Source organism: Sphingomonas sp. GC_Shp_5 (genome assembly GCF_026540855.1).
Taxonomy (GTDB): Bacteria; Pseudomonadota; Alphaproteobacteria; order Sphingomonadales; family Sphingomonadaceae; genus Sphingomonas.
The window spans coordinates 1-19,281 of record NZ_JALNUP010000017.1; the positions used below are offsets into that span (position 1 = coordinate 1).

Genomic DNA, 19,281 nt, shown 5'->3' on the forward strand with positions numbered 1-19,281 from the left:
CACGGCCACAGACATTGCGTTCGCAGCCTCTGTGGTGGCGGTCGGTGACCAGATCTGGCTATATTACTCACTCGCTGACACTCACTTGTATCGCGCAGTGATCCGTCGAAGCTGAGCATCAGTTCTTTATCGGCACAATAAGCGACCAATCAGGACAGCATAACGGGCGGCATCTTGGATACCGCCCGTTGCTATTCAGCAGTTGTTAAATTGGCCGACTTTGCCGCGGCAACGCTGGATCTTTACCGGGTGCTTAGCCTTCGGGTTAATCCTCGGTGCCACGACCTTGTGGCAGCGGAAGTGCTTGCCATGGCTGTTGCGGCACATGCGGGCCTCGGCAGGCGCGATGCCCGCCACGGCCACACACATTAGCACGGCAGCGGATACGGTTTTGAACATAAGTATCTCCTCATCAGTTGTGGAGCTATCGTCAGTCGTTCGAGCTGGAGAGTTTCGCAAGGCCGCATCGGAGTTGCCGATCTTTATGGCAACCATCGAGCCAGAGACCTTATTGAGCAGCATATGGGCGCGTACTCGAGCCTCAGAGCCGTCGGCAAACCCGGGGCGGTTCACTAGGCTTCCCACATCCTCCACCGGCAACGGGTTTCGGGACACCACAAGCGTTCCCACTCGATCATCGCAATCGGGAAAGCTGCCTCGTTCCCCGCCACCCGCTCGTTTGTGGGAAGGCAGACGGGGGAAGCTGCTGGCTTTTCCAACAGCCCCGGCCGTTTGTTAGACGGATATAAGCGGTGATGGTGTGATGCGGGCAGGCGGGGCCCGTCATCTACTTGGTTCGGCATGGTCCGGTTGACCGAGCGTAGAGCATGGCTACGTTGCATCGTTCATAGCGGTTGCCGAATTCTGTCATGATCCCGGCGTCGTGAACGAAGCCGAGCTTCTCGTAGAGATGGACGGCCGCCGCGCTCTTCGTGTTGCTGAGCAGATAGAGCCTGTCGCATCCCAGCGCCTGTGCCCTCGCGATGATTGCCCGCAGCAGGAACTCACCGGCCTTTTTGCCCCGTGCCTTGTCCAGCACGCCCATCTTGGTCACCTCGAACTGGCGTTCGCCAGTCTTCAGCAACGCGCATGTGCCGATGATACCGAGCTTCGGATCCTCCACGAACAGGATGTCGCCGCCCGGCTCGAGGATCCGTTCCTTTGGAGCCTTGAGGATGTCGATATCAGTCTGCTCAAGCCGGTACATATTTTCGATCCACTCGGCATTGATGCGGTAGAAATCATCCCCCAACGCATCGGTAAAGTGCCTGATCGCCAGCCCGCCGAACGGCCGCTGCTCGAGCGGCCGTTCGGCCAGCGCGCGCTCAGTCGCCTCGACAAGGCGGAGTAGTGCCGGCGCGTCGCAAACCTCGTCTACAGCAGCCTGCAAGCGCGGCCAGAGCATCGTCGCCGCCTGCTCCATCACCTCCCGGCCACGCGCGCTGAGCGATATCGTCTTGCTGCGTTGATCGCGATCGTCTCGGGTAGTCGCGACCAGGTCCATGTCGACCAGACGCGACAGGATGCGCGTCACCGCGGGCTGGCTGATGCCTAGGGCTTGCACGGCATTTCCCACCGTCATCGGCCCCTGGCGGTACAAGGCGGTTAGAAGCGGCATTTGGCTAGGCTGCGTCGGCAACCCGCAATCTGTGGCGATGCGTTCGGCCCCACCCTGCAGACGCTCGGCCAGCCTCTTCAGGCGACTTCCGAGCATTACCGCTCCTTCATCTGCCAATGCATCATTCATGAACCACACTCCCAAGAGGCATAGCGCGCTATATAGCGCGCTATACATTATGGCCAGGCATATTGAATTGCATTCAGGAGGAAGTTTTTAGCAGCCGCGATCTGCCGCCTGAACGGCGGTAGTAGACAAGAGCTGCCGTCCGGAAAACGGTTGGGCCTGTTGAAAAAAGTAATCGTGTGCCGGCCACCTGTCTCACGAAGGATCGGAATATGGGAAGCCGGAGCGTCGTTGCAGATAGGCTCCGCGCCAAGCCAGCTTCCCCTACGTGGGGGGTACAGCGCAAGCACCCAAGAACGTTGCCGATCAGGCTCCGTTTCTGATATCGTCCAACATGTCGTGCGGCTGTGCTGGCTCCCATCCCAGCCCCCCCCGTGTTGCGGCACTCGATACCGGCACGTCCATCCGCGCGATCCGATCGAGCCAGCCAAAATGACCGGCAGCCTCGGCTTCGGACAAGGCCGTGACGGGAAGTCTCAACCTTTCGCCGATCGCTTCTGCAATCGCCCGCACGGGCACGCCCTGCTCAGCCACCGCGTGGTACGACCGGCCGGCGACACCGTACTCCAGGGCGAGGCCGTAGAGCCGTGCGGCATCCATGCGGTGGACGGCCGGCCATCGGTTGGCACCATCGCCGACATAGGCCGACACGCGGGCATGTCTCGATCCAGTATTCTAACCCCGCCGCCTGCGGCGGGTGCCAGATGAAGGCGCTGTGCACCAAGGGGCGCTGGCGGCGCGTCAACCGCTGGGAGAAGGAAGAAATCATCGAGCGCATGGCCGAGCGTCTCGCAGAGCGACCAGACCTCCTCGTCATCCGCCGGTCCACGGTCGAACACCCGTTCGGCACGATCAAGCAGTCGATGAACCAGGGCGCATTCCTGATGCGCGGGCTGGAGAAGGTGCGCGCAGAGTTCAGCCTGACGGCACTCGCCTACAATCTCAGACGGGTCATCACCCTCATCGGCGTGCCGGGGTTGATCCGGGCGGTGCAGGCCTGATCCGCGCCGCTATATCCGCCGTCACGACGCTGGATATAGCCTCGTGGTGGCCCGCTTCGGCCTCATCAACTGCAAAAGCCGAAAAAGACCGCCTCTTCGCCATTTCTCAGCGGCGTAACCGTACGGACCTCGATCACGAGCGAGTTTTCGGACGGTCTGGATCGAGAAACGGGAATCGGGAAGGCGTCGTATCATCCTTGCGCCGTCGGGCGGACGACGATGCTACCCACATCGACTTCCGGCGGCTGTTCGATGGCATAGAGGATGCCACGGGCGATCGCGTCAGGCGGAATGGCAATCGCGCTGATCTGTTCGCCGATTGCCCGCTTGGTGGCGGGATCGGTAATGCTGTCGCCGAAGTTGGTCGCAGTCATCCCTGGAGACACCTCGGTCACGCGAAGACTTGGCCCCGCTTCCTGCCTCAATATCTCCGTGGCGGTCCGCACCGCGTTCTTGGTGGCGGCATACACTCCCATAGTCGGAACCAACTTGATGCCGGCGGTGGAGATGACGTTGACCACATGCCCGCTTGCCTGCTGTGCAAACACCGGCAGAGCGGCGGCAATCCCGTAAAGTGTGCCGCGCAAGTTTACGTCGATCATGGCGTCCCAGTCTTCGACGTCGAGTGCGTCGAGGCGGGAGATCGGGCCGATCCCTGCACAGTTGACGATCACATCGAGCCGCCCCGCCGCTTCGATTGAGCGGGCGACAAGCCTTTCCAGATCGCCCCGGCGGCGAACATCGATAGTCTCGAAGACTGCCTTTCCCCCGCTGCTCGCGATTTCCTCGACAATGATCTTCAGCGCGTCCCCGTTGCGTGCGCCAAGCACCACGACCGCACCATGCTTCGCAAGAAGCATGGCGGTTGCTCGCCCGATCCCGCTGCTCGCGCCTGTGATCGCGACGACTTTGCCCTCAATGCTCATAGACCATCTCCTTTATTTGGGAGGTAGCGCCGCCATGGCAGATGACCTATGCTGCTACGTCCATGGATTTGTCGCGTTCGTCCAAAATGCCCCGCGATCCGCTTTCCGACGTTTTGAGTGTTCTCGGCGCAAGAATGGCGCGCCAGACCCGCCTAGAAGCGTCCGGCCGGTGGGCCTTGGCCTTCCCTGCCATCGACCGGCTCAAGTTCGTGGCAATGGTAAGTGGCAGTGGGTGGGTGCTGCGGCCTGGTAGCGCGCCGGAGCATCTGTCGGAGGGGGACATATGCGTTCTCGGGCGCACCGCTTACGCTATCGCAAGTCACCTTGATGAAACGCCTGTCGACGGTCAGGCCCTCTACGCGGGGGGCCGTGATGTGGTACGTCTGGACGGGGACGATACGATAGCGATCGGGGGAACGATCACGTTCACGGCCGGCCACGCGGACTTCCTCCTCGACGTGCTGCCGGAGTGCATGGTTGTTGCCCGATCTTCGCCTGCGTCCGATGCGGTCGCGATCATCCTCGACCTGATGAACCGGGAATCCAAGCGCGACACGATGGGTCGCGCAATCGTCGGCGCCCGGCTCGGCGACGTGCTGCTGGTGGAAGCCATACGGACCTATGCCGACACTGCCGGTTCGGCCAAGATCGGCTGGCTCGGAGCCTTGATCGACCCGAGGCTTGGCCGTGTTCTCCAAACCATTCACGACAAAGTCGCGCACCCGTGGACAGTGGCGCAGCTCGCCGGCTTGGCCGGTATGTCGCGAGCCGCCTTTTCTGCCGAGTTCGCCCGCCGTGTCGGACAACCTCCGCTCGCTTACCTGCGATCATGGCGTCTAACGCTAGCGCGCGCGGCACTGGTGCGTGGTGACGCAACCGTAGCCAGCGTGGCGAACAGCGCCGGCTACATGTCCCAGAGTGCCTTCACCTATGCTTACAGGCGTAGGTTCGGCGTGCCCCCGACAAGCAAGCAACAGCACTGCTCACTTCCCGAAAATTCATCGCAAACGGAACGGCCGCGTCGTTCTCGCTCACCGCTCCTCCTCACCGGCATGCGCGTGCGTTGACGAGTCCCAAGGCCACGCGCCTGCGTCTCGCCTGCGGAACGGTGTGTCCAAATTCACCCCCTTACCGGCCCGGCATGGATCGCTATTTTGCCGTTCATGACGACGCGCAAGGCGTCGTGAATGGAGGCCGCCATGACGAGTTCACCGAACAATACGCCCTCGAACGTCCTCGTGCTTGGAGCGACGGGCGGCACCGGCCGGCTCATCGTCAGAGAAGCACTAGCGCGGGGACACAAGGTCACCGCGCTGGTCCGCTCGCCCGAGAAGGCCGGCGACCTCGGGGGCGCACACCTTGTCACGGGCGATGCGCGAGACGCGAACGTGCTGCGCAGCGCGCTGAAAGGTCAGGACGCGGTGTTGAGCGCGCTTGGTACGCCCGCAAGCCCGTTTCGCGAAGTGACGTTGCTCTCGTCGGCCACGTGGGCGCTGGTGGAAGCGATGAAGGCCGAGCAGGTTTCGCGCCTCGTCGCCATCACCGGGATCGGTGCCGGCGAGAGCGCCGGCCATGGCGGGTTCCTGTTCGACCGTGTGATCCGTCCACTGCTCCTGCGCCATGTCTACGCAGACAAGAACCGCCAGGAGGACATCGTCCGGGCGAGTGGGCTCGACTGGGTGCTCGTGCGGCCGGCCGTTCTCAACGACAAGCCCGGTCGTGGCGACGTTAGGGCACTGGAGGACCTGTCCCGCTTCCATGGCGGCACGATCTCTCGCGAGGATGCCGCCCGTTTCGTGGTGGACCAGGTCGGGACCGATCAGTGGCTCGGCAAATCTCCCCTGATCGCATGGTGACGACGGCCAATCCCCAAACCGACCAAGAACAGGAGTGACACCATGACAAAGACCATCCTCATCACGGGCACGTCGAGCGGGCTCGGCCGTGCCACCGCCAAGCTGTTTCAAGCGAAGGGCTGGAACGTCGTCGCGACCATGCGCAGCCCGGAAAGGGAAACCGAGCTCAACCGACTCGACCGTGTTCTCGTGACGCGTCTCGACGTGCAGGACACTGCCTCGATCGAAACCGCGATCGACGCCGGGATCGACGCATTCGGGCGCATTGACGTGCTGGTCAACAACGCCGGCTATGGCGCCTATGGCCCGCTGGAAGCGACCTCCGGCGAGAGTATCCGCCGGCAGTTCGACGTTAACGTGCTCGGCCCGCTTGCCACCGCCAAGGCGATCATCCCGCACTTCCGCGCAAACCGCGCCGGCACTCTAGTCAACATCGCCTCGATTGGTGGTCGCCTGGCATTCCCGCTGGGCGCGCTGTATCACGGGACGAAGTTCGCGATCGAAGGGATCTCCGAAGCGCTGCATTATGAACTTGGCATGCTCGGCATCCGGGTCAAGGTGATCGAACCCGGCGCGATGAAGACCGATTTCGCCGGACGGTCGTTCGATTTCAGCAACGACGAGTCGATCCCCGAGTACCAGCCGATGGTGCAGTCGGTGATGGCGGCGTTCGGGCCGTTCATGGAGGGCGGCTCCTCGCCCGAGCAGGTCGCGGAACTGGTCCATACCGCCGCAACCGACGACAGCGACCATCTACGCTATGCTGCCGGCGAGGACGCGGAGCAGATCCTCGCCAAGCGCGCTGCCTCAAGCGATGACGACTTCTTCCGCGGGATCAAGGCGCAGTTCGGCATTGACTGAACCGTGGCGCTGGTCGTGCAAGCTAGCGATCAGGTGTCGAACCAACATCGTGGCGGCAGACTCGCATTGATGAAATCAAGGGCCGCACCAGCCCAATGGAGACGACAAGCAGATGGGCATCACCACACATGACGAGTACGTCCTCGATCGCGCAGCAATGCTGGCAATGCGGGGCTTCATGAAGCTGTCGGCAGCCCCGCCGATCGCGCCGGAAGGCAGGCCTGGATATGACGAGCTGATGGCGCGAACACCGGCGCCGGATGGCGTCACCTGGACGCCCGGCGAGGCGGGTGGCGTATCAGGCTGGTGGTGTCGCCCTGTGGACGCCATACCGGGCCGGGCAATTCTGTACCTGCACGGCGGCTGCTATGTGATCGGTTCGGCAACGGCGTATCGCGGTTTCGCCAGCCAGATCGCTGCACGCGCAAAAGCCGCGACATTCGTGGCCGAGTACGGCCTCGCGCCCGAGCACCCGTTCCCCGCCGCGTTCGACGATGCGCGTCGCGCGCTGGACGGACTGCGATCCGCAGGGTTCGGCTCGGTCGCGCTCGCCGGCGACTCTGCGGGTGGAGGGCTGGGCCTCGCGCTGATCGCCTCGGGCACCGCGGCGGTTCGCCCGGTCGCGGCGGCACTGTTCTCGCCGTGGATCGATCTGTCACTCGCCGGCGAAACGATGGACAGCCGGGCTGATGTCGATCCGATCCTGTCCCGCACACTCCTGGAGCAGGGGGCCAGCCAGTATCTGAGCGGAGCCGATCCCCAGGACTTTCGCGCGAACGCCATGTCCCGCGACCTGTCAGGTCTGCCCCCGATCCGCATCGATGTCGGCGACGATGAAGTTCTGCTCGACGATTCGCGCCGGTTCGGCAAGATCGCCGATGCAGCCGGCATCCTTTGTGAGGTCCATATCTGGAAGGGTATGGTGCACGTCTTTCCGGCAAACGTCAGCATGCTGAAGGCTGCGCCGGAGGCCCTGGACGGCGCCGGCATGTTTCTCGACGCCGCCTTTGCCAAGGCGACTGCGGCATGAAACTCTATTGGGGCGCGGGTACCTGCGCGATCGGGATCCACATCCTGCTCGAGGAAGCGGGGCTGACCTATGAGACGCAACGGCTCGACGTGGGTGCCGGCGAAACGCGACAGCCGCCGTTTCTCGCCATCAATCCCAAAGGCAAGGTGCCGACGCTGGTGCGCGACGATGGCGCGGTGCTGACCGAGTTCAGCGCGATCGCGACATGGGTCGCGCGGCAGGCGCCGAATGTGGGGCTCCCTGCCCGACGATCCCGACGGGGAAGCACGGGTAGCCGAGGTGATGGGCTATGTTGAGGGCACGATCCACGCGCAGGGTTTTGCGCGGATCTTCGTGCCGGCGCAGTTGGGGCCGCGGGAAGCGGTTCAAGTCATAGGCGAGGCAGGCGCAAGCGACGTGAAGCTGCAAGGGCGGGAGATTGTCGAGCGCGGCCTCGCGCTCCTCGATCCGGCGCTTGCCACCAACGAGTTCGCGGCGGGCGATCGTTTCACGATTGCCGACGCGGCGTTGTTCTATGTCGAACGCTGGACACCCAGGCAGGGCATAGAGCTGCCGTCGAACGTCGCGCGTCACTACGACCGGATGCTTGCGCGACCGGCGGTTGATCGGGTCCTTCGCCTTTGGGGGGAGGCGTGAGGCACCGACTTTCATCCACCGACATAGGCGGCGAGTTCATCGGGTGTTCCTTGCGGGAAGGCTTCCCGCAAATGGTCCAGGAACGCCGACACCCGCGCGCTCAGCAGCCGGCGGGTCGGGTAGAGCGCCCACAGCGCCGTTCCCGGCCCTTCGACGTCGCCCCATGACACCAGCGTGCCGGCGGCCAGATCGTGGCTGACGAGCGACAGCGGCAGTCGGCCCGCGCCGATACCCATGCGCACGGCGTCGCGAACCATGACGAGCGATGACATGCTCAGGACCGGGTTGACGGCAATCGTCGACCTGCCCGACGCCGTCGCCATCACCCACGTGGCGGGCTGGCTGTGAGAGCCACGCACGACGGCTGGAACGGAGATGCCGTCGGAAGGCACCGCCAGCTCGGGACTGGCGACGACCACCAGCCGGTCGTGCAGAAAGACGCGTCCGACCAGATTTGCATCCGGTTCGGGATTGACCCGGATGACCAGATCGTAAGCTTCCTCGATCATGTCGACGGCGCGATCTTCCGTCGTCACCTCCACGCGCACCTCCGGGAACTTCAGCGCAAAGCCTGCCGCGAGCTTGCCCATTGCGGTCTGCGAGAAGAGCAACGGCGCGCTGATCCGCAACCGCCCCCGTGGATTGTGTCCACCCGAGGCGATCGCGGCGGCCGTCTCGTCGAGCTCGGTCAGCAACAAGGCGGTGCGCTCGAACAGCGCGCGTCCTTCCTCCGTCAGCTTCAGGTCGCGCGCGCCGCGCTCGAACAGGCGCAGGTCGAGGCTCGCCTCCAGCTCCGCCACCCGGCGGGACAAGGTCGCCTTGGGACGTGCGGCGGCGCGGGCTGCCTTTCCGAATCCGCCATGGCGGGCGACCAGGTTGAAATCGGCAAGTGCCAGCAGATCCATGTGTTTCATCCGTGAGACGGTCTGTCCAGATATAGCGGCTATTGCTGCGCATGTGGATCACTAAATTCGGAAGTGCCAACCGGCTCAACCAAGGAGTAACCCCATGACCATTCTCGTAACCGGCGCTACCGGCAACGTCGGCAGCAACGTCGTTCAACAACTCGTCAACCGCGGTGCCGATGTGCGCGCCCTTGTCCGCGATCCCGCCAAGGCCAGCCTGCCGACCGGTGTCGAGGTGGTCCAGGGCGACCTGCTCGACGTGGATTCGCTGCGCGCCGCGATGTCGGGCGTTTCCACGCTGTTCCTGCTCAACGGCGTCGTCGCGGACGAGTTCACCCAGGCGCTGATCGCGCTCAACGTCGCCCGCGAGGCGGGGATCGAACGGGTGGTGTACCTCTCGGTCATCCACAGCGATGTGTACGTCAACGTGCCGCACTTCGCCGGCAAGTTCGGTGTCGAGCGGATGATTGAGCAGATGGGGTTCAACGCCACCATCCTGCGCCCGGCCTATTTCATGGACAACGAAGTCACGATCAAAGACGTGATCACCGGCTACGGCATTTATCCGATGCCGATCGGCGACAAGGGCCTCGCCATGATCGACGCGCGCGACATCGGCGAGATTGCCGCGATCGAGCTGATCCGCCGCGAACAGTCTGCCGAGACGCTGCCGCTGACCCGCATCAACCTCGTCGGTCCAGACACGCTGACGGGCACCGATGCCGCCGCTATCTGGTCCGACGTACTCGGCCGCACGATTGCCTTTCCCGGCAACGACACGGCCGGCTTCGAGCAGAACATGCGCCAGTTCAGCTCAAGCTGGATGGCTTACGACATGCGGCTGATGGCTGATCGCTTCAACAGCGACGGCATGGTTCCCGAAGCGGGCGACGTCGGCCGGCTCACCGCGCTGCTGGGCCGCCCCTTGCGCACCTACCGCGACTTCGTCGCGCAGATCGCCGGCTGATCTTCCGCGATCCACTCGAACAAAGGACTATCGTCATGATCTATTCGACCGCCACCGTTCCGGTGAACCCGGAAGGCGAAACCCAGCTGACCCGCGAGCAGGTGTGGAAGGGGCTCGAGCGCAAGGCGCGCGATGCCCGCCTGTTCCTGCCGCCCGGCCTCTGCACTCGCTGCGACGTCACCGAGGAGAGCGCGAGTCACTTCGTGCGCGAGGCGACAATCGCCGGCCAGGACCTGCGGGAGATCATCACCCTCGAGCAGCAAGCCAAGGTGACGTTCTTCCAGGCGACCGGCCCGCGTGAAGGCGCCATCGTCAACGAACTGTTCGAGGACGGAGAGGGCGAGCTTCAGCTTAAGTTCTACTGCTACCTCGGCCTTCGCGGCATGGAGCCGAATGGTCCCGAGGAGCAGGCGGAGCAGGCGCAGTTCGACAGCGACAAGGGCTACAAGGCCGCGCTCCTGTCGACCCTGAAGCGCACCCGCGAACTGCTCGCCGACGGCGCCCTCTAACGTCGCAAGACCGAACCGCCGGACTGCCTCACGGGGCAGTCCGGCTGGCGCTCGGCATCCGGTTGCACCGACGAGGCGGCGTCGGCGCCCGAATGGGCTTCAGATCACCGTCAATGGTCACTTCCGTCCGGTGTTACGCAGGTGCCCCGGGCGATCCGCGCGACCTCAGTGATCAAGCATTGAACCCACCGTCGGCGGTGACGACGGACCCGGTCACGAAGCTTGCCGCCGGCCCGGCCAGAAAGGCGACCACGCCCGCCAGCTCTTCGGTAGTGCCGTAGCGCGGCAGCGCCATGAGGCTCCGGTTCAGGTCCGCGTTACTACCTTGTGCCGGATTCAGCTCTGTTTCGATCGGACCGGGCTGGACGAGGTTTACGGTCACATTGGCGGCACCCAGCTCGCGGGCGAGCCCGCGGGTGAAGGCGAGATGCGCCGACTTCGTCAAGGCGTAGAGGGTAAAGCCACCCGTGAACGGCACCCGCTCGGCGATGTTCGAGCCGATCGTGATGACGCGCCCGCCGCTTTTCAGGTGTGGGATCGCGGCCTGGGTGGTCAACACAGTCCCGCGAATATTGACGTGGAGAAGCGTGTTGATGTCGTCGAGGCTGAGTTCAGCGATCGTCCCGTGCCGAAAGGCGCCGGCATTGTTGACCAGAATGTCGAGGCCGCCGAGCGCGCGGACCGCTTCGTCAACGAGACGCCGGTTCGCTTCCGGATCGGCGGCGTCGGCCTGGATAGCGATCGCCTGCCGCCCCATGACCTCGATTTGCTCGACGATGCCCTGCGCGCGATCCGCAGCGCGCTCATAGCTGATGGCGACGTCAGCTCCCCTTTCGGCGAGAGCCAGCGCGATCGCCGCGCCAATGCCTCGTGAGCCGCCTGTTACCAACGCGCGTTTTCCAGCGAGTTCGTTCATATCAATTGCCTTGTACTTAGAGAGGGAAAGGGCCCTGCGCGGCGAGCACGTGGGCGCCGGGTCAGTCGTTCCGGACGATCAGCTTCTTGCCGCTGTGGCTTCCGTCGAACAGCTTCAGGAGCGTTGCGGGAAGCTTGTCGAAGCCGTCGACGAACTCCTCCCCATATTTGATCTTTCCGCCCGTCACCAACGGCGTCACCTCAGCCAAGAACTCGGGAAAGGTGTCCATGACGTACGGTGTCGCGAACGCCTTGATGTCGATGAAGCGGTAGTGGATCAGCGTGATGAGACGGGGCAGGTAATTGATGCCCTTTGGCAGCTCCGTGTCGCTGTAGTCGGAGATCGTCCCGCAGATCGTCATCTTCGCGCCATTGTTGAAGTGTTCCATCAGCACCGGGAAGACCGGCCCCCCAACATTCTCGAAGAACGAATCGATACCCTCCGGCAAGGCGCTCTTGACCTGTTCGACGAGGTCGGCTGCCTTGTAGTCGATTGTCGCGTCGGCACCGAGCTCGTGCTTTAGGTACGCGATCTTGTCGGGGCCGCCGGCCACGCCGACGACCCGAAGCCCGCGCAGCTTCGCCAGCTGGACGACGGTCGAGCCGACGGATCCGGCCGCGCCGGTAACCACCAGAGTGCCGCCCGCCTTGAAGTCATGCACCTTGGTCGCTCCGTACCATGCGGTAAAGCCGGTCAGGCCCAGCGGCCCGAGCGCGGTCGAGAGCGGTGCCACAGCGGGATCAAGCTTGCGGATATCGGACCCGTCCGAAACCGCATAATCTTGCCAGCCGGACCAGGTCTGAACGTGATCGCCTGCCGCAAAGTCCGGGTGTCGGCTCTCCTCGACCACCGCAACCGTCGGTCCGCCCATCGGATCGCCGATGTTGATGGTCGGCCACTCGGACGAGCCGTTGCCCATCAGATTCCGCTGGTAGGGATCGATCGAGAACAGCGTATTTCGGAACAGGACCTCCCCGTCACCAGGCGACGGAACGGCAACCTTCGTCAGCGTGAAGTCGCTTAGCCGCGCAACGCCTTCCGGTCGGGCAGCGAGGGTAAACTGGCGGTTCGATGTCTCAACCATGTTGGCTCCTACAGGCACTTCATTGTTTCATAACGTGCGTTACGTAACGGCCGTTATGACTCTCGACGTAGGACGTCAAGGCGATTAGTAACGGGCGTTATGAAACTGATCGGACCTGATGATGCCGCGGCCTAGAAAAATCGATGCCGAGGCCGCACTGGAAGCAGCGCTCGGTGTATTCTGGCGCAAGGGCTTTGAGGGCACCTCCTATTCCGATCTGGTGGCGGCGACCGGCGTGGAGCGGCCGGCGCTGTACGCCGCGTTTGGTAACAAGGAATCGCTCTTCCACCGCGCCCTCGAGCTGTACGGCGCGAGCTACGGTAATTATGTCTGGGAGGCGCTGGAACAGCCGAACTCGCGCCAGGTGGCGATGCGCGTATTGGAAGGTGCGGCCGAACTCAGCACGCGTTTCGCCGACCGAGCGGGCTGTCTCGGCGTCAATGGCGCGATGGCCGGATCGGACGAAGCAGAACCCGTTCAACGAGCTTTGATCGAGTGGCGGGCCGCCGGGGAAACGGCGCTTCAGGCGCGGTTCGAGCGCGCTAAGCTGGAGGACGATCTGCCGGCCGAGGCTGATTGCGCCGCGCTTGCCGCGTACGTTCTCGCCGTCGCGCACGGTATGGCCGTACAAGCGAAGGCCGGCTTCTCGCGCGAACGACTGCTGGCGGTCGTCCGCCAAGCCATGACGACATGGCCCGCGTCGCCAACAGGATGATTGCCATAACGCGCTAGAAGGTCCCGCCATGCAGCCACGCTGGCGGCGCTCCGTCTATACAGCAGCACCGATGGCGGGCGGCTTTCCCAGAATGCCATCCTTGTGAGAAGGCCGCTCTGCCAAGAAGCGTGACATTTATCGCCGACAGAGCCGTGCCAATTAGCTCTGATATCTACAGGGCGGCCCCGGCCCGAAGCCAATCTAGGTGTTCAACAAACGGACGTTTACGCACACCGCCTCCGACAGCTCCATTCTTAAAAAGAATGCCCAATCGAGAAGGGTGCGCCGTTCCCGATGGCTGCTCGTTTTGGGAAAATGCAATCAGGCATACGTGGAGGGCTCGTCCACAGCTTAGATGTGAACGACCCCCAGACATCAAGGCAAGTCGATCGTTTTCTTCTCCGCAATCGTGTAAACATCGATTGCCCGGCCGACGATCCCGAGGTCAGCGGCATCCTTCATCACGGTCTGAAATTCGGCACTTGCGCCATGTGCATCTAAAGCGGCTTGGTCTCGCCAGCCCTCAATCAAACGGAAGGTTGCCGGATCGCCAGCATCTTGAGCGACATCGAGGAAGACACAACCATCGCGCGCCTTGGCGGTGTTCGACATACGCAACGCGAGCGCCCGGAACGATTCCAGGTCGTCGGGAACAAGCCGATAGGTGGTATAGATCAGCAACGCAGGCGTGTCGGTCATCTTAGTCTCCGCGAATGTGGAGAGGAGCAGATGCTCACTCGCTGGTAAAGTCGATAGTACCAACCTAAAGGTAAGTATGAAAAAATCTGACGACGGCGCGGAAACTGATTGCGGCCTTGAGGTCGCGCTGACGGTGATAGGAGGCAAGTGGAAGGCGCTGATCCTGTATCACTTGCACTCAGGCTCCAAGCGGTTCGGCGATCTCAAACGGCTGGTTACAGGCATCAGTGAAAAGGTGTTGATCCAGCAGTTGCGCGAACTTGCTGCGGCTGAGGTGCTGACCCGTCATGACTATCAGGAGGTGCCGCCCAAAGTGGACTACACGATGACACCGTTCGGCATGACATTGGCCGAAACGCTGCGGCCATTGTGCGAATGGGGGATAGAACATCGGGATCGAATCAAGGCCGTGGCGTGTCGTGCATCAGAATCGAGCTGACGCCAGTCGGCTAATTCGTCCCTCGCCTCCAGCACGTGGGCGGCCATTCTCATTTCATGATGGTGAAGCGGGAACGCCATTCTCCCGTTTGTGCTAGCAGTCGATTGTTTATAGCGCTTCGCTCGTGAGCCTCTGCAACATGGCGAGGAACGCGCGGACAGCCGGGTTCGCCCGCCGGCTCTCGGGCCAGAGCGCCGTGATGTTGCTCCGCCTGACGGTGAACGGGGCGAGGACCGGCACCAGTTCCCCTCGTTGCACATAGGGTGCGGCGATGAATGTCGCGAGCATGCCGACGCCGCCGTCGGCCACGAGCAACGCCACCAATGCCTCACTCGCATCGACCAGAATGTTTGAAGACGGCACAAGCTCAACCTCGCGGTCTCCGATCCGGAACGGCCAGCGATAGGTCTGCCCCGAACTTTGATAGCGCAAGTTGGCGGTATCGTGGTCCTTGAGGTCGTTGGGATGGGCTGGCGCCCCACGGGCCGCGAGATAGTCAGGCGAGGCGAAACAGCAGAGTTGATAGGGAGCTAGCCGACGCGACAAAAGCCGAGAGTCCGCTAGTTCCCCGATCCGCACGGCGACATCGATCCCATGTTCGACAAGATCGACAATCCGGTCATTGACCTGAAGGTCTACCGTAACTCCGGGATAGCGCTGACGGAACGCAGGCAGTGCAGGCGCGATCAGATGGACGCCGACCGGCAGCGGCACACTGATCCGCAGCAGGCCGGAAGGTTCCGATCGCGCCATGAGCGCAACCTGCTCGATCTCCTCAGCATCGCGCAGCAGCCGCAGCGCTCGCTCGTGCAGATCGCGCCCTTCCGGTGTCAGCGTCAGGGAGCGCGTGGTCCGCGTGAACAGCGATACACCCAGACGTTGTTCGAGCCGTTGAACGCTCTTGCTCACCGCCGAGGGCGAGATAGCGAGCGAGCGTGCGGCCGCGGTGTAGCTGCCCATCGATCCGGCTCGGGCGAATGCGATCAGGCCGGTCAGTCGCTCTAAGCCAATCTGTTCCTTCATGGAATAATTGAAGCGAACATGGCCGCGATTATCAATGTCGTTTGATGCGCCTAGATGGATCGCTCGATGCGGCACGACGCTATCTCTCATGCGGAACAAGGATCAACCGATGTTCATGAAAACAATGAAAGCCATCCGGCAGCACGAGTTCGGCGGTCCCGAAGTCTTGCGATATGAGGACGCGCCACGCCCTGAGGTAAAAGCAGGTGAGGTTCTGGTGCGTGTGCATGCGGTCGGCCTGAATCCGCCCGACTGGTATTTGCGCGACGGGATGAAGATGTTACCATCGGAGTGGCGACCGCAACTGGCGTTTCCGATCATCCTGGGGACGGACATTTCGGGGACCGTCGTGGAGATGGCACCGGACGTTCAAGCGTTCGCCATTGGCGACGAAGTCTATTCGATGGTCCGCTTCCCCGAAGGGCTTGGGGACGCCTATGCCGAATATGTCAGCGTTCCGGTTACCGACGTTGCCCACAAGCCAATCGGCATCGATCACATCCATGCCGCCGCCTCCCCGATGTCGCTACTCACGGCGTGGCAATTCCTGATCGATCAGGGGCATCATGTCCCGAACCCGCTCCAACCGACGCAGCATGTGCCTGTCCCGTTGGCGGGCCGGCACGTCCTTGTGAACGGAGCAGCTGGCGGTGTGGGGCACTTCGCCGTGCAACTCGCAAAATGGAAGGGTGCTTATGTGACGGCCGTGGCGTCGGGCGGCCATGAGGCGTTCCTGCGCGATCTCGGTGCGGATGCGTTCATCGACTACACCAAGACTGCTCCTGAGCAGGTAGCGCATGATCTCGATCTTGTTGTCGATGCGATCGGCGGCCCGACCACCGCGCGCTTTCTGCGCACGATCAAACGAGGTGGCGCACTGTTCCCGATTTTCGGCCTGGGCGCCTCAGGCGGTGACGAAGCCAAGGAGCGCGGCATCACCTTCTCGACGACGCAGGTTTGCGCCAGCGGGGCGCAACTGGGCGAAATCAGGCCCTTACTCGACGATGGAACGATCCGTGTCGCGATCGACAGCAGCTTTCCGCTCGCCGATGCCCGCAAGGCCCACGAGAGGGCGGCCAAGGGTCATATCCGCGGCAAGATCGCGCTGACGGTGAACGAACTGGCATAGGTTTTCACGATCGACAAAGGCCACCCCTCTCGAAAACGAGCGATTTTGAGCAGGGGAGAGGCTCGGCCGCAGATCAGGCCCGACCCTCCTAATAGCCCCTGTCGCCCTCGGGCGGGTTGTCACGCCAATGTTATAAGCGGGCTCTGCGCGGCGCGCGAGCAGAGCCAATTCGATGGTCTCCAAGCTCAGGCTCAGTCTTTGCGATGTCGCGCGAAAAACGCCCATAGCGCTTCGTTGTCGACCACCCAGCGGTGCTCTCCGCCTGGATCAATCCGCGCGACCACCTCGGCACCCGCACGGCAATCGGAATAGCCCTCCTCTATAATCCCACTCATCAGCGTGCGCCGCGGCAGCGCCGACTGACATCCGTCAAGCTCGGCCCAGCGTGCCTCCGCGGTGCGCATCGGGTATTGCCAATAACCGGCACCGCCGCCCGCGATCGGATTTGTGGTGTCCTTGCCGCCGGCAAAGGCGATCACCGGCATCGGCTGCGCCGGCGCGCAACTGGCCGGATCGGGGCGCTGTGGGTCGCTGGCCGAGGGGTTTCCGGCGCGGAGCCCGACCACGGGGCCGATCGCGGCGAACCGGTCCGCCGCGACGCAGCCGAGCCAAGACGCCATCCGCCCACCGCCCGAAAGACCGGTAGCATAAACGCGCCTGCGGTCGACACATCCCTGCCCCGAGAACCAGTCGATCGCCGCGGCGAAATAGGCTACATCGTCGGGATCATCACGGCTCGGTACCTTGCCGATTATGGTCGGAACACCGGGAATGTTCCACACGAAGCCGCGTCCCGCCGCGATGCCGCCATCGGGTGCGACGAGCAGAAAACCATGGCGATCGGCGGTGGCAGCCAAGCCACTGTCGGCGAGGATGTCAGTGCCGGTGCCGCCACTGCCGTGCAGCACGAAGACCAAAGGTGCGTCGCCAGCAAAACCGCGCGGCACATGGACCAGCATTACGCGTCCGGTTCCGCCGATCGCCACGCGCTCGGTAGTGCCCGCGGCAGGCAGTATGCAGCCGGCAGCGTGTGCCGATGGTGCCAGGAAGGCGGCGAGAATCAACGTAGCCAGACGCATGGTTAAACCGCGCACATCGCTCTCCGTCATGGCCGATCTGTTGCATCGGACCAGCCCCAGGAGTCTGCGACTGCCAGAGGAAAACGCGCGCCGCAAGGCGCACGGACGCATTGGCATAACTCAAAAAGAAATGACGTTTTGCGTGACGGAAAACGATCGAACACCGCTCGTACCGAATAAAGGACGCAGCGTGAGCGCAGAGTGGGGGGCATTGTCGGCGTGGGTCGGGCGGGAAATCCTGCCGCATGAACGCGACTTGCGCCTGTGGCTGCAGCGGCGGTTCATGTCCGAGAGCGAGGTGGAGGACATCGTGCAGGAATGCTATTGCCGTCTCGCGCAGCTCAGCGATTTCCGCCAGATCGACGAGCCTCGCGCTTATCTCTTCACGATCGCACGGCGGCTGGCGCAGCACCAGCGCAAGCGGGCCTCGGTCGTCCGGATGGAAGCGCTCGACGATTTCGACGGCATACAAGTCCAGGACGACACCCCGGGCCCTGATCGCATTGCCGCCGGGCGCCAAGAACTGCGCCGCGCGCAAGCGGCACTGGCAACGCTGTCCGAGCGCGCGCGGCGCATCTTCATCATGCGACGCGTTGACGGCCTTAGCCAGAAGGAAATCGCGGCGAGTCTCGGCGTGAGCGAAGCAGTGGTTGAAAACGACGCCAGCCGCAGCTTGCGCGCGATCCTCAAGTACATGACCGACCCGGCGCCGAGCGACGTGCCGAACGCAGAGGTACGCCGTGAACGATCGCATTGAGCAAGAGGCCGCCGCCTGGGCGTTGCGCCATCCAATCGCTCGGGATGAGCAAGCCGATTTCGAGGCTTGGCTGAAACGCGATCCGCACCACCCCGGCGTGTTGTTGCGCAGCTTGGCAGGGTTAAGCATAATAGATGAGAGCCTGCAGTCCGACCATCGCTTCGCACCGGCACGGTCATACCGTTTCCCCGCGATCACCCGCCGCTGGATGATGGCGGGCACCGGCGGTGCCATCGCCGCGACGCTCGCCGGGATGTTCGGCTGGTCCCGGCTCGGCGGCCAATACATCGCGACTAGCCGCGGCGAAATCCGACGGCTGCCGCTGGCCGACGGATCGGTCGCGACGATCAATACCAGCAGCGAATTGCGCATTATCCTCGCCAGCGACAATCGCCGGATCGAACTCGCGCGTGGGCAAGCCTGGTTCGAGGTTGCCAAGGATCGGACGCGGCCCTTCGTTGTCGATGCTGGGGTCGCCCAGGTTCGGGCGGTGGGTACGGCCTTTTCGGTCAGTCGCGGCGCTGACGGCGTACAAGTCGCCGTCACGGAAGGCACAGTCGCGGCCTGGCCGAGCGATTCCACCGGCGCAATGATTATTCTCGAGGCCGGACAATTCGCCAATTTCAGCAAGGATGCCGCCTCACCGACGGTCGGGTCTGCGCCGGCGGCGATCGAGCGCACGCTTGCGTGGCGTAGCGGCGATATTTCGCTGGAGAATGAGACGCTTGCCGAGGCCGTAGCGCAGTTCAACCGCTACAATCGCCAGCAGCTCGTAATCGACAGCCCGGACTTGGCGAACGAACGCCTTGTCGGCCTGTTCAAGATTGACAAGCCCGCGAACTTCGCCGCGATGGTCAGCGCTTCGCTCGATGCGGACGTAGTCGAGAGCGGAGACCAAATCCGCCTGGTACGAAAAAATTGATCCGGAGCTGACGGAAGCGCCGCCGATCGCTCTCGTATCATCCGAGAGCGTCATTTTAGGCGCCGTCAAAACCCAGGGGGGAT

24 protein-coding genes are annotated in these 19,281 nt (G+C 63.2%); 14 read left to right on the forward strand and 10 right to left on the reverse strand.

Annotated features, from left to right (window positions below; translation table 11 throughout):
- Nucleotides 1–195: 195 nt before the first annotated feature.
- The 3 genes from OXR60_RS13675 to OXR60_RS20020 form a co-directional block, all read right to left on the reverse strand.
- Nucleotides 196–522 carry a hypothetical protein gene (locus OXR60_RS13675; RefSeq protein WP_267396474.1) on the reverse strand — a complete coding sequence of 109 codons (327 nt, stop codon included), beginning with the start codon at nt 520–522 and terminating at the stop codon, nt 196–198.
- 265 nt (nt 523–787) lie between these two features.
- Nucleotides 788–1,747: a bifunctional helix-turn-helix transcriptional regulator/GNAT family N-acetyltransferase gene (locus OXR60_RS13680; RefSeq protein ID WP_267396475.1), complete on the reverse strand. Its 960-nt coding sequence runs from the start codon at nt 1,745–1,747 to the stop codon at nt 788–790.
- Between the two features lie 303 nt (nt 1,748–2,050).
- Entirely contained in the window at nt 2,051–2,395 is a 345-nt protein-coding gene (locus OXR60_RS20020) for a hypothetical protein (RefSeq protein ID WP_267396569.1), read from the reverse strand.
- Between OXR60_RS20020 and OXR60_RS13690 the strand changes: the two genes are divergently transcribed.
- Entirely contained in the window at nt 2,332–2,745 is a 414-nt protein-coding gene (locus tag OXR60_RS13690; protein ID WP_267396476.1) for a transposase, read from the forward strand. The two genes, OXR60_RS20020 and OXR60_RS13690, sit on opposite strands and share 64 nt — an antisense overlap.
- Before the next feature lie 191 nt (nt 2,746–2,936).
- On the opposite strand, the gene OXR60_RS13695 is transcribed toward OXR60_RS13690, so the two are convergent.
- Nucleotides 2,937–3,671 (reverse strand): SDR family oxidoreductase, encoded by a 735-nt coding sequence (locus tag OXR60_RS13695; protein WP_267396477.1) that lies wholly within the window; start codon nt 3,669–3,671, stop codon nt 2,937–2,939.
- Between the two features lie 62 nt (nt 3,672–3,733).
- Between OXR60_RS13695 and OXR60_RS13700 the strand changes: the two genes are divergently transcribed.
- The 6 genes from OXR60_RS13700 (at nt 3,734) to OXR60_RS13725 (ending at nt 8,054) form a co-directional block, all read left to right on the forward strand.
- Entirely contained in the window at nt 3,734–4,738 is a 1,005-nt protein-coding gene (locus OXR60_RS13700; protein WP_267396478.1) for an AraC family transcriptional regulator, read from the forward strand.
- A 120-nt stretch (nt 4,739–4,858) separates the two neighbouring features.
- Nucleotides 4,859–5,527, forward strand: a complete 669-nt coding sequence (locus OXR60_RS13705; RefSeq protein WP_267396479.1) for an SDR family oxidoreductase — start codon at nt 4,859–4,861, stop codon at nt 5,525–5,527.
- A 42-nt stretch (nt 5,528–5,569) separates the two neighbouring features.
- A complete protein-coding gene (locus tag OXR60_RS13710; RefSeq protein WP_267396480.1) occupies nt 5,570–6,388 on the forward strand; it encodes an SDR family oxidoreductase in 819 nt (272 codons plus the stop codon).
- A gap of 112 nt (nt 6,389–6,500) precedes the next feature.
- Complete coding sequence (locus tag OXR60_RS13715; protein ID WP_267396482.1) at nt 6,501–7,418, forward strand: alpha/beta hydrolase; 918 nt, start codon at nt 6,501–6,503, stop codon at nt 7,416–7,418.
- The gene (locus tag OXR60_RS13720; RefSeq protein WP_267396483.1) at nt 7,415–7,714 is read left to right on the forward strand and encodes a glutathione S-transferase N-terminal domain-containing protein; all 300 of its coding nucleotides are present in this window, start codon (nt 7,415–7,417) and stop codon (nt 7,712–7,714) included. Before OXR60_RS13715 ends, OXR60_RS13720 begins: the two co-directional genes overlap by 4 nt.
- A complete protein-coding gene (locus OXR60_RS13725; protein ID WP_267396484.1) occupies nt 7,701–8,054 on the forward strand; it encodes a glutathione binding-like protein in 354 nt (117 codons plus the stop codon). The genes OXR60_RS13720 and OXR60_RS13725 overlap by 14 nt, the downstream gene beginning before the upstream one ends.
- 11 nt (nt 8,055–8,065) lie before the next feature.
- Here the strand turns inward: OXR60_RS13725 and OXR60_RS13730 are convergent, their stop codons facing one another.
- Entirely contained in the window at nt 8,066–8,959 is an 894-nt protein-coding gene (locus tag OXR60_RS13730; protein WP_267396485.1) for a LysR family transcriptional regulator, read from the reverse strand.
- Nucleotides 8,960–9,062: 103 nt separating this feature from the next.
- Between OXR60_RS13730 and OXR60_RS13735 the strand changes: the two genes are divergently transcribed.
- Nucleotides 9,063–9,926, forward strand: coding sequence for an NmrA/HSCARG family protein (locus tag OXR60_RS13735; protein ID WP_267396486.1), 864 nt, complete (start codon nt 9,063–9,065; stop codon nt 9,924–9,926).
- A 35-nt stretch (nt 9,927–9,961) separates the two neighbouring features.
- Nucleotides 9,962–10,435 (forward strand): AtaL-like protein, encoded by a 474-nt coding sequence (locus OXR60_RS13740; RefSeq protein WP_267396487.1) that lies wholly within the window; start codon nt 9,962–9,964, stop codon nt 10,433–10,435.
- Nucleotides 10,436–10,607: 172 nt separating this feature from the next.
- On the opposite strand, the gene OXR60_RS13745 is transcribed toward OXR60_RS13740, so the two are convergent.
- Nucleotides 10,608–11,351, reverse strand: coding sequence for an SDR family oxidoreductase (locus OXR60_RS13745; RefSeq protein WP_267396488.1), 744 nt, complete (start codon nt 11,349–11,351; stop codon nt 10,608–10,610).
- A gap of 61 nt (nt 11,352–11,412) precedes the next feature.
- Nucleotides 11,413–12,435, reverse strand: coding sequence for an NADP-dependent oxidoreductase (locus tag OXR60_RS13750; protein WP_267396489.1), 1,023 nt, complete (start codon nt 12,433–12,435; stop codon nt 11,413–11,415).
- Between the two features lie 118 nt (nt 12,436–12,553).
- On the opposite strand from OXR60_RS13750, the gene OXR60_RS13755 reads away from it, so the two are divergent.
- Nucleotides 12,554–13,150, forward strand: coding sequence for a TetR/AcrR family transcriptional regulator (locus OXR60_RS13755; RefSeq protein WP_267396490.1), 597 nt, complete (start codon nt 12,554–12,556; stop codon nt 13,148–13,150).
- A 375-nt stretch (nt 13,151–13,525) separates the two neighbouring features.
- Here OXR60_RS13755 and OXR60_RS13760 read toward each other — a convergent pair whose 3' ends face one another.
- Nucleotides 13,526–13,849, reverse strand: a complete 324-nt coding sequence (locus OXR60_RS13760) for a putative quinol monooxygenase (RefSeq protein ID WP_267396491.1) — start codon at nt 13,847–13,849, stop codon at nt 13,526–13,528.
- Between the two features lie 76 nt (nt 13,850–13,925).
- On the opposite strand from OXR60_RS13760, the gene OXR60_RS13765 reads away from it, so the two are divergent.
- Nucleotides 13,926–14,288 carry a helix-turn-helix domain-containing protein gene (locus tag OXR60_RS13765; protein ID WP_267396492.1) on the forward strand — a complete coding sequence of 121 codons (363 nt, stop codon included), beginning with the start codon at nt 13,926–13,928 and terminating at the stop codon, nt 14,286–14,288.
- A 108-nt stretch (nt 14,289–14,396) separates the two neighbouring features.
- Here OXR60_RS13765 and OXR60_RS13770 read toward each other — a convergent pair whose 3' ends face one another.
- Nucleotides 14,397–15,401, reverse strand: coding sequence for a LysR family transcriptional regulator (locus OXR60_RS13770; protein WP_267396493.1), 1,005 nt, complete (start codon nt 15,399–15,401; stop codon nt 14,397–14,399).
- On the opposite strand from OXR60_RS13770, the gene OXR60_RS13775 reads away from it, so the two are divergent.
- On the forward strand, nt 15,400–16,440 hold the full coding sequence (locus OXR60_RS13775) for an NADP-dependent oxidoreductase (RefSeq protein ID WP_267396494.1): 1,041 nt from the start codon (nt 15,400–15,402) through the stop codon (nt 16,438–16,440). The two genes, OXR60_RS13770 and OXR60_RS13775, sit on opposite strands and share 2 nt — an antisense overlap.
- Before the next feature lie 191 nt (nt 16,441–16,631).
- Here OXR60_RS13775 and OXR60_RS13780 read toward each other — a convergent pair whose 3' ends face one another.
- The gene (locus OXR60_RS13780) at nt 16,632–17,615 is read right to left on the reverse strand and encodes a PHB depolymerase family esterase (protein WP_267396495.1); all 984 of its coding nucleotides are present in this window, start codon (nt 17,613–17,615) and stop codon (nt 16,632–16,634) included.
- A 94-nt stretch (nt 17,616–17,709) separates the two neighbouring features.
- On the opposite strand from OXR60_RS13780, the gene OXR60_RS13785 reads away from it, so the two are divergent.
- Together OXR60_RS13785 and OXR60_RS13790 are read left to right on the forward strand one after the other, a co-directional pair.
- Complete coding sequence (locus OXR60_RS13785) at nt 17,710–18,276, forward strand: RNA polymerase sigma factor (RefSeq protein ID WP_267396496.1); 567 nt, start codon at nt 17,710–17,712, stop codon at nt 18,274–18,276.
- A complete protein-coding gene (locus OXR60_RS13790) occupies nt 18,260–19,198 on the forward strand; it encodes a FecR domain-containing protein (protein ID WP_267396497.1) in 939 nt (312 codons plus the stop codon). The genes OXR60_RS13785 and OXR60_RS13790 overlap by 17 nt, the downstream gene beginning before the upstream one ends.
- Nucleotides 19,199–19,281 lie beyond the last annotated feature (83 nt).